Origin of the sequence: Synechococcus sp. R6-10 (assembly GCF_047461815.1) — a bacterium.
Lineage (GTDB): Bacteria > Cyanobacteriota > Cyanobacteriia > Thermostichales > Thermostichaceae > Thermostichus.
Map to the genome: position 1 here is coordinate 1 of NZ_JANSHW010000080.1, position 9,046 is coordinate 9,046.

Genomic DNA, 9,046 nt, shown 5'->3' on the forward strand with positions numbered 1-9,046 from the left:
GTTGGCTTGCCAACTGCAGGGCTACCGAAAGCCCGCCCTGTACTGCGAAGCAGTCAGGGTCGGGTAGTTTACTGCCAGCTTTTTGCGCTTCTTGTACAGGAAAGCGAGATCCTTAGCCCAGGAGGTTGGCGGGCCGACTCAGTTGGATCCCCTGCGAGAGCTGGGGTTGAACTTGTGGGGGATCCTCACTTGGCCAATTTCCTTGGGGCTGGTCGTCTTCTCCTGCTGGGTGCTGTATCGATTTGGCCCCAGCCTGCGCCGACCCCAAATCCCGATTTGGCCGGGGGCCATCGCGGCCAGCCTACTGTGGGTTGGGGTGTCGTGGGGGTTGCGGATTTACGTGGAGCACTTTGGGCAGTTCAACCAAGTCTACGGGGCGGTGGGGGCAGTTATTGTGCTGCTGCTCTGGGTTTGGCTCACTTCCTTGGCGCTGCTGTTTGGGGATCAAATCAACATCGCCCTCTACCAGGCGCGAAAATGGATTGCAGAACGGGATCCCTAGCCCCACCCCAAATCCGAGTTATGGATGCAGACGGAAATTCTTTCGCCCACTCCTGAGCACATTGCCGTAGCGGCTGCGGCCTTGCTGCAGGGCCAGTTGGTGGCCATCCCCACGGAGACGGTTTACGGCCTGGCGGGCCATGGCTTGGATGAGCAGGCAGTGGCGAACATTTTTGCCGCCAAGGAGCGCCCCCGCTTCGATCCCCTGATCCTGCATCTGCCGGCTGGGGTGACCCTAGAGCAATTGCAGGGGTGGCTGGTGGACGTGTCGGCTTTTACTCCCGCCGCTCGCGCTTTGCTGGGATCCCTGATCGACACCTTCTGGCCGGGGCCCCTGACTTTGGTGCTGCCCAAGTGTCCCACCGTGCCGGATCTGGTGAGCAGCGGGTTGCCTACTGTTGCCCTGCGGGTGCCTGCTCACCCGGTGGCTCAAGCTTTGTTGCAGGCGGTGCAAACCCCTCTGGCTGCCCCCAGTGCCAATCGCTTTGGCCGCATCAGCCCCACCTCAGCCCAGGCCGTCTATGCAGAGTTGGGAGGGCGGATCCCTTACATCTTGGACGGGGGAGAGTGTGCCGTGGGCCTAGAATCCACCGTGCTAAAGCTCAGCCCCGAGGGGATCCCAACGCTGCTGCGCCCAGGAGGGATCCCACTGGAAGCCCTGGAGGCCCACCTGGGGTTGCCCATCCGGTTGCCCCCAGAACAGGCCCCCAAGGATGGCACAACGGGCCCGCCAGAAGCGCCGGGACGACTGAGCAGCCACTATGCCCCCAGTAAGCCCCTCCGGCTTTTGCCCACCCCTTTTGCCCAGCTTCAGCCCGGCGATTGGCAACAGGTGCAGCACCTGACAACCGGTCATTCCCACTTGGGCATCCTCAGCTTTGCCACGGATCCGCAGGCTCTGCTGAACACCCTCTCCCGCCATTGGCCGGGGATCACTTTCAGTTTGGAGTGTTTGGGTTCGGATCCCAAGGCAGCCGCCCGCGCCCTCTTTGCCAGCCTGCGCCGCCTGGATGAGGGAGATGCTACGCTCCTGCTGGCAGAGCCCCCACCCATCTCGACGGGGTTGGGCTATGCGATGATGGATCGGCTACGCCGGGCCAGCAGCCTTTCGCGTTAGCGTCGCTTAGCGATATGGAACTCTCTCCCCTCGTTGCCATCGTAATGGGCAGCGATTCCGATTTGCCCACCCTTGCACCTGCCGCCCAGGTGTGTGAGGAGTTTGGGATCCCTTACCAGATGCAGATCCTCAGCGCCCACCGCACCCCCGAGGCCATGGTAGAGTTTGCCCGCCGCGCCCATACCCAAGGGATCCGCGTCATCATTGCCGGGGCAGGGGGAGCAGCCCATTTGCCGGGGATGGTGGCCTCTCTCACCCCCCTGCCGGTGATCGGGGTGCCGGTGCTCAGCCCATCCCTGCAGGGGATCGACTCCTTATACTCGATTGTGCAAATGCCCAAAGGGATCCCGGTGGCCACGGTGGCCATTGGCAACGGCTACAATGCGGGTCTGCTGGCGGTGCAGATCCTGGCCAGTGGAGATCCCGACCTGCTCCGGCGAGTGATCGCCTATCGGGAAAGCCTAAAACAGGCGGTGCAGGAGAAAAACGACCAGTTGCAAACCCAAGGGTGGAAAGCCTATCTCGACTCCACCGGCAAAGCATAAGAGCATAATTTAGAGAACGTTGACCTATCTTGCCGCCTTGCAAAGGGCCAGATAGGGCCGAGTTTTGGGAGTTGCCATCGGTGAAACATCAATCGGGTCGCCCTTCTTCCGGCCAGGGATCCTGGCCAGAATATCTGCAGCGGGTGGGGCGTGGGGCAGTGGAGACGGGATCCCAAGTTGCTCTGTGGATCCTATCGGGGCCGCAGTGGCGGGTTTTGGCTCTGTCGGCCTTGGCGTTGGCAGGGCTGGCCTTCTGGAATGGGCGGCTGGCGCTCTCTCTGGGGGTGGGCACCTTGGTGATGTTGGGGCTACAGGGGGTGCGCAGCCCTGAGTTCAACCGCCGCTGGCAGGAGTGGCAAGCTTGGTTTCGGCAGGCGGATCGCTGGCTTTTGCTGGCAATTGGTTCGGGAGCAGCCGCCACCTTGGGCACCTACACCCTCATCTCCATCTGGGCAGAATCCACCCAACGCTGGCTGGCCACCGGTGCCATTCTACAGGGATTGGCCACTCTAGCCTTGTTGTCGCTGCTGTTTGGGGAGTGGCTCAGGGGCCGACAAGAGCGGCAACGGTCTCAATTGGAGCGCGACCTCAGCGACATTGCTTCTCCCGATCCCTTCCGACGGCTGGCGGGCGTTCGCCGCTTGCAGAGCTTAATGTCCCACCTGGATCCCGAGCAAACCCGGCTGGCGGTGGATTATCTGCGGTTGGCCCTCGACCAAGAGACGGTAGCGGTTGTGCGGGAAGCCCTGCTGGAGGCCCTACAGGGATGGGGGATCCTGCGCCGCCTCAACGATTTGACCAATCTCAAACACCCCAGCAGGGATCCCTCTTCAAACTAAGATAACGGCTGTCTTGGTCCTCAAGGGTTTGACTGGGATGATAAATTCAGTCCCTTGGGCAATCCGCCAAATAGATTGCTCACCTCAGGTTTAGCTAAACCGCCGAGAAGCCCCGCGCTGTATGCGTAGCAACCCTGCGGGAAGCTAGCTACAGGGTCGGGAGTATGTTACGCGGCATACCCCCTTTCCATCTAGGCTCAGGCTTGTCCCTCTGCCGCCAGCCCTATTGCAAAAAGCTTGCTTGGAGCTGGCCTGCAAGGAAGGCTAGAATCTTTTACTATGGGTAATCCTCTCCAGCCGCTCCCTTAGCCGCACTGTGCCAGCATGTATACCATTTCCGACTTTGACCGCCTGATCCAGTTTCTCCCGGTGGAGATCCGCCCTGAAGTGCAGATCGAGATCGGCACCCCTGACCAGTCTCGGGTTGTGCAGCCGTTGTGGCGCTTCCCCTGGCAAAAGTACTCTCGCTTCGCCATTGACCTCAGCCGTTGGCAGAAGCTGAGCCCTGACCAGCAGAAGATCTACTTCCTGCGAGAAGCGGTGATGGCCACAGAGCTGGCTTTGGGGGATAACTGGTCGGCGTTGTTGCTGTATCCCGCCTTGATCGGGGCCGGCAGCATGGGCATTTTGGTAGAGCTGCAGATGGGAGATAACCTCGGCGTTGGCTTAGCAGCAGGCTTGGCCGCGTCAGCGGTGTTTCTGTTGCGCAAAGCGGAGAAGGGCCAGAAGGCCCAGGTAGCAGCCGACGAGTTTGCCGTGCGCTATGCCTCCCAGAATGGCTACACCTCCGAGCAAGCTGCTGCTATCTTGCTGAGCGCGCTGCAGCAGGTGGCCATCCTCGAAGATCGCGTCAAGAACGACTACGACACCACCATGCGCCGCCGCAACCTGGAGTTCTTGGCGCAGCGGGGTTTGGGATCCGGCACCTTGACCATCAATCCTAAGTACCGCAACAAAGGCCAGAGCTCCAACCCCGGCCCCAATCCTTACCAAAACCCCTTCCAGCGCTGAGTCTTCAAGGCATGCGCAGCTCCCCTTCTACCTCGAGGCGGGTGTAGGGGCCGACGCGAAGGAAGCGCTCCCCCAGCATCTCGGCGGCGGCAGGCTGGATCCAGCCCATGCGCTGCAGCAGGTGCAAAGCCAGGGCATACTTGGCCCGGGCGGCTCCATCCTGGACCTTGATGGCCAGGCCCATGCCTTCCCCCACCCGGCCAATGCACTGGATCCCTTCAGCACCCGATTTGCTCACCAGATCCCCTTGAGTAGCCCGCATCAACTCCGTGTCGAAACACCCCTGTCCAGCCACCATCTCCGGGTGATGGGTCATGGCCCGTGCTACCGATTCCAAGTCGGGCCGCTCGCCGGCGGTCAGTTGGGCGAATAGGGAGGCCAGGTGGTTCAGTTGCAATTGGTAGGTGGGCACCCCACAGTCATCCCGCGCAAACAAAAACTCCTCCGAGGGCATTTGCAGCAAATCCGCCAACTTGGCCCGCACCAGCGCTTGCACCGGATGCTGCCGCTGGGCATAGTCTGACAAGGTCCAGTTTTGGGCGCGGCTGGCCATAAGCATGCCGGCATGTTTGCCGGAGCAGTTGTGGCACAGGGGGCTGGGCTTGCCGGGTGGGGTGGGGCAGACCAGCAAATCGGGAGACAGATCGGCCCGCCACAGTATACTGAACACCTGCCGCGCATGAGCCGTGGTGCCCTGATGGGATCCGCACATGATGGCAATATCTTTCTCGCTGAGGCGGTAGCGCTCGCGGATGCCGGTGGAGAGCATGGCCAGTGCTTGGAAAGGTTTGAGGGCAGAACGGGCAAAAACAGGGGTGGTGCTGTTGCCGGCCATGGCCAGAGAACGCCCGCGGCTATCGGCCACGACAGCTTGGCAATGATGGATAGATTCGGTCAACCCCTCCCGCAAGACATGGATTAAGAGTTCAGGGGTGGTGGAACGATTCTCAAATGACATGAAAACCTGGGAAAGGGCTGACGAAGCTGGGAAAGAGGGTGTGTACTCTTCAAATCATACGCGCAGATCCTACGCGAGAAGTTGGCGGGATCCCCTAAAGTAGCAAAATGGAACCCTTCCGCTCGGATCCCTGACCTCTGCCATGTCCTCCAATCCCCTGGTGTTTTTGGTCTGTCACGGCAGCCGGGATCCCGATTATCAGCAGGCTTTGGCAGATTTGTTGGCCCGGGTGCAGCAGCAGCTGGCTCCCCAGCCGGTGGAGCTGGCCCAGTTGGAAGGTCAGCCTCTCACCCTGGCCGAACAGATTCAAGGACGGCTGGCAGCTTGGCTGGGCGCAGGCCGATCTCCCGATCAAGTGGTGCTGCTGTCACTGTTTATGGGGGGGGGATCCCACGTGGAAGAGGATTTGCCGGCTGCGGTGAAGCAGGTTCAAGCTCGCTGGCCGCGCCTGCCCATCCGGTTAACACCCCCCATTGGCCAGCACCCGGCCCTCCTGGATCTGTTGGTGGCTCGCATTCTGGCTCTACAGCCCTCTTGCTCTGCAACGCTCAGGCAATCCGGCGAACGGGCAGATGCCTGGATTGTGCTTGGCCATGGCAGCCGTCTGCCGGGGTTTGCCGCCCAGCTCCAAGCAGGGATCCAAACTGTGCAACGGCGCTTGCCCGAGATCCCCTTGCATGTGGCTTTTGCTGCCCAGTCCCCCACCTTAGAAGCGGTCGTGATCCATTGCTTGCGCCTTAGCCAGTGCCGTCTACGGGTGCTGCCGTTTTTTCTCTTTCCAGGCGGTCTGCTGCGCGCCCTACAAGAACAGGCTCAGCGATTACAGCGGGAATGGCCTCTGCTCCAAATCCAGGTGGAGCCGCCCCTCTGGCGGGATCCTCAACTGATGCAGGCCATTGTGGAGACACTCCAGGCTTTTAGCCCGGCGCTGGAATAGCCGAATCTTTCCCGTTCCCTCAAAATGGATATCTCCAACAGCAATGACGCGACCAGGACTTGAGATGGGCAAAGTGTATTTGGTGGGGGCAGGGCCTGGGGATCCAGGGCTGCTGACGGTGAAGGGAAAGGCGCTACTCGCCCACGCGGATGTGGTCATCTACGATGCTCTGGTGGGATCCTCCATCCTGGAGCTGATCCCGCCGACGGCAGAACGGATCTATGCTGGCAAACACTGCGGCGCTCACACCTTGCCCCAGGAGCAGATCACAGCCTTGCTGATGGAGAAAGCTCGGACGGCAGCCGTGGTGGTGCGGCTCAAAGGGGGGGATCCCTTCATCTTTGGGCGAGGCGGCGAGGAGATGTTGGCTCTGGTGCAGGCCGGGATCCCAGTGGAGGTGGTGCCGGGAATTACGGCGGGCATTGCCGCCAGCGCCTATGCCGGGATCCCTCTCACCCATCGCGACCTCAGCTCCTCAGTTGCTTTTGTTACCGGACATGAGGCGGCAGGGAAATACCGCCCTCAGGTCAATTGGCGGGCTTTGGCCGGGGCGGTGGAAACCCTGGTGATCTACATGGGCATGCACAACCTCAGCCACATTGCCGCTGAATTGTTGGCCGGAGGGAAAGCTCCCGATACCCCGGTTGCCCTGATCCGCTGGGGCACCACCCCTGAGCAAGAGGTTCATCTGCTCCGCCTGCAGACTCTGGTTGGACAGCCCTCGCCCGTAGCACCGCCTTCAATTGTTGTGGTGGGAGCGGTGGTCAGCCTGGCCAGCTTGTTGCCCACTTTGCGTCCGCCAGTCTCGTATTGCTCCGCAGCGCTTGCGCAACCGGAATCTCCATGAACGCCTTCTTTCGCAAGTTGGGTGCCCTCTTCTCCGCCTACTACGCCTACATGCTGGAGTACCGGGCCGAGCTGATCCTGTGGGTGCTGGCCGGATCCCTGCCCCTGATCATGATGGGGGTGTGGAGCGAGGCAGCCCGCTCAGGAGACTTCTCGCTGTCTGCTCTGGAGTTCATCCGCTACTTTCTGGCGGTGTTCCTGGTGCGCCAGTTCACCATCGTCTGGGTCATCTGGGACTTTGAGCGAGAGGTGGTCGAAGGCAAATTATCTCCTCGCCTGTTGCAGCCTCTGGATCCCGCTTGGCACCATGTGGCCAGCCACCTGATGGAGCGCTTGGCCCGTCTCCCCTTTACCCTGGTTTTAATCGCCCTTTTCTTCGTCCTCTACCCCCCTGCCTTTTGGATCCCCTCTTGGGCCCAGGCGGGGCTGGGATCCCTGGCCATTCTCCTGGCTTTTGCCCTGCGCTTTCTCATGCAGTACACCCTGGCGCTGCTGGCCTTTTGGGTGGAACGGGTGACGGCCTTGGAGCAATTCCATTTTTTGGTGTACTTGTTTTTCTCGGGGGTGATCGCTCCTCTGGAGGTGTTCCCACCACCCGTGCGCCAGGTCTTGGCCTGGACACCCTTCCCCTACCTGGTGCATTTTCCCGCCAGCCTCTGGGCAGGGATCCCGGTGGACATTCTGGGCGGCTTTGGCCTGGGCCTGGCCTGGACGGGCCTGCTCTGGCTGGCTAACCGCTGGTTGTGGCGCAAAGGCTTGCAACAGTACTCGGGAATGGGAGCTTAGAGGGCCAGGTTCAGTCCCTCATTTCACAGCTACCGTAGTCTTCAGCTTTCAACCAGGCCACCCTTGAAACCACTATTATGGGTCAAGGCACCCCAGCCAAATGACGAATCCTGTCCGTCTCCCTAAAATAGCGACAGATAACAGGTGAATAGCGCTTTACCCTTTTCCCTAACAGCCTCCTCGAGTCCTCATGAAGCGTGTACTGGTCGTAGATGACGATCCCCTCTCCCTGAAGGTGCTGAGCCGCCACCTGACTCAGCATGGCTATCGGGTTTGTACAGGCGCTTCGGGTGTAGAAGGGTTGCGTCTGTTTGCCCAAGAGCAGCCGGATGTGGTGGTTTCAGATGTGGTGATGCCGGAAATGGACGGCTTCGAGTTTTGCCGACAGCTGCGCCAACAGCGCGGCGGCGAGCTCGTCCCCTTCATTTTTCTCTCTTCGCGGGGAGAGATCGATGACCGAGTTCAGGGCTACGAGCGGGGGGCGGATGACTACATCATCAAGCCCTTTGAACCCCTGGAGTTGGTGGCCAAAATCGAGGCCCAGATTGAACGCTCCCGCCGCACCCAATCGGAAATTCTGCGGCTGATCCAACAGCAGTCCCAGCCAAAACCGGAAGCGGCCCCCCGACCCACTCCACCCGAATTGCCCCTGACCCCTGCCGAAGAGCGGGTCTTTCGGGAAGTCATTCGCGGCTTCACCAACAAGCAAATCGGCGAGAAGCTGTTCATCAGCCCGCGCACCGTGCAAACTCACCTGACCAACATTCTCAGCAAGCTCTCTCTGGAAAATCGCTCACAACTGGTGCGTTTTGCCTACGAACGGGGCTACACCGCCCAAGAGGAGCCGGGCCAGAAGGGATCCCTTTCAGGCCAGGTGTAGCCTCAAAACAGCACGTGGCGCTTTTCGCACCCGGCAGGGGATCCGCTCCTTGCCCAAGCGGACAAATGCCTCGTAGCGATGGCAGCCGGAGAACCCATAATACTCCCCTTCCACTTCCAAAACCTCAATGGGCTCCTGTAGGCCGACTGCTTCAATGGAAGCCATCAGCGCCTGCACCTTATCCGGATCCGTTTGCCGCGGCAAAGGGCGGCGAATTTGGGCAAGGGGAATCTCGCGAATCTGCGCCATGTTGAACTTTCTCCCTAAGCAAGCTACTTAATCATACTCGTTATGACTTTGCTCTATCAAGACTGGCAGAGGGGATGGATTCTCAGGCCAGAGCATGGCAGGATAACACCATTCCTCACTGCTCTCTCCCTCAGTAGCCAACCCAGCCATGTGGCAACTCCTCAAAGCCTTATGGGGAAAGATCGCCGGCCAAGCCCCCCCTGCACCCCCCGCTGCCGCGCCACGACCACCCCTTGACAAGAGGCTGGTTCAGCAGCCCTCTCCCCGGAATGTCCCTGCTGCAGAGGCCGCCCGCAGAGAAGAAGCCCCTGAGCCCACCCCAGAACATCCCGCCCCAAAAGTTGCAGTAGCTCAACGGGGTGAGGAACCTGTGGTGT

The 9,046-nt window shown here is 60.6% G+C and carries 12 protein-coding genes; 9 read left to right on the forward strand and 3 right to left on the reverse strand.

Going from position 1 to position 9,046, the window contains the following annotated elements:
* Positions 1-142 precede the first annotated feature (142 nt).
* The 5 genes from NW837_RS02720 to NW837_RS02740 all read left to right on the forward strand — a co-directional run bounded on the left by NW837_RS02720 (position 143) and on the right by NW837_RS02740 (position 4,013).
* Positions 143-502: a YihY/virulence factor BrkB family protein gene (locus tag NW837_RS02720; RefSeq protein ID WP_414329154.1), complete on the forward strand. Its 360-nt coding sequence runs from the start codon at positions 143-145 to the stop codon at positions 500-502.
* 24 nt (positions 503-526) lie between these two features.
* Positions 527-1,618 carry an L-threonylcarbamoyladenylate synthase gene (locus NW837_RS02725; RefSeq protein WP_414329155.1) on the forward strand — a complete coding sequence of 364 codons (1,092 nt, stop codon included), beginning with the start codon at positions 527-529 and terminating at the stop codon, positions 1,616-1,618.
* A 14-nt stretch (positions 1,619-1,632) separates the two neighbouring features.
* On the forward strand, positions 1,633-2,163 hold the full coding sequence (gene purE, locus NW837_RS02730; protein WP_414329156.1) for a 5-(carboxyamino)imidazole ribonucleotide mutase: 531 nt from the start codon (positions 1,633-1,635) through the stop codon (positions 2,161-2,163).
* 80 nt (positions 2,164-2,243) lie between these two features.
* On the forward strand, positions 2,244-3,002 hold the full coding sequence (locus tag NW837_RS02735; RefSeq protein ID WP_011432665.1) for a hypothetical protein: 759 nt from the start codon (positions 2,244-2,246) through the stop codon (positions 3,000-3,002).
* A gap of 324 nt (positions 3,003-3,326) precedes the next feature.
* Positions 3,327-4,013: a DUF3318 domain-containing protein gene (locus tag NW837_RS02740; protein ID WP_414329157.1), complete on the forward strand. Its 687-nt coding sequence runs from the start codon at positions 3,327-3,329 to the stop codon at positions 4,011-4,013.
* A gap of 4 nt (positions 4,014-4,017) precedes the next feature.
* Here the strand turns inward: NW837_RS02740 and NW837_RS02745 are convergent, their stop codons facing one another.
* Entirely contained in the window at positions 4,018-4,971 is a 954-nt protein-coding gene (locus NW837_RS02745; RefSeq protein ID WP_414329158.1) for an asparaginase, read from the reverse strand.
* Positions 4,972-5,113: 142 nt separating this feature from the next.
* Here NW837_RS02745 and NW837_RS02750 point away from each other — a divergent pair, with 142 nt between their 5' ends.
* The 4 genes from NW837_RS02750 to NW837_RS02765 all read left to right on the forward strand — a co-directional run bounded on the left by NW837_RS02750 (position 5,114) and on the right by NW837_RS02765 (position 8,420).
* A complete protein-coding gene (locus tag NW837_RS02750) occupies positions 5,114-5,908 on the forward strand; it encodes a sirohydrochlorin chelatase (RefSeq protein WP_414329159.1) in 795 nt (264 codons plus the stop codon).
* Between the two features lie 43 nt (positions 5,909-5,951).
* Positions 5,952-6,755 carry a uroporphyrinogen-III C-methyltransferase gene (gene cobA / locus NW837_RS02755; protein ID WP_414329160.1) on the forward strand — a complete coding sequence of 268 codons (804 nt, stop codon included), beginning with the start codon at positions 5,952-5,954 and terminating at the stop codon, positions 6,753-6,755.
* Positions 6,752-7,540, forward strand: coding sequence for an ABC transporter permease (locus tag NW837_RS02760; protein WP_414329161.1), 789 nt, complete (start codon positions 6,752-6,754; stop codon positions 7,538-7,540). Before cobA ends, NW837_RS02760 begins: the two co-directional genes overlap by 4 nt.
* A 190-nt stretch (positions 7,541-7,730) precedes the next feature.
* Complete coding sequence (locus tag NW837_RS02765; RefSeq protein ID WP_414329162.1) at positions 7,731-8,420, forward strand: response regulator transcription factor; 690 nt, start codon at positions 7,731-7,733, stop codon at positions 8,418-8,420.
* On the opposite strand, the gene NW837_RS02770 is transcribed toward NW837_RS02765, so the two are convergent.
* Complete coding sequence (locus tag NW837_RS02770; protein WP_011432677.1) at positions 8,406-8,669, reverse strand: sulfiredoxin; 264 nt, start codon at positions 8,667-8,669, stop codon at positions 8,406-8,408. The two genes, NW837_RS02765 and NW837_RS02770, sit on opposite strands and share 15 nt — an antisense overlap.
* 161 nt (positions 8,670-8,830) lie before the next feature.
* Positions 8,831-9,046: hypothetical protein (locus NW837_RS02775; protein ID WP_414329163.1), on the reverse strand; the 216-nt coding region annotated here is incomplete at its 5' end.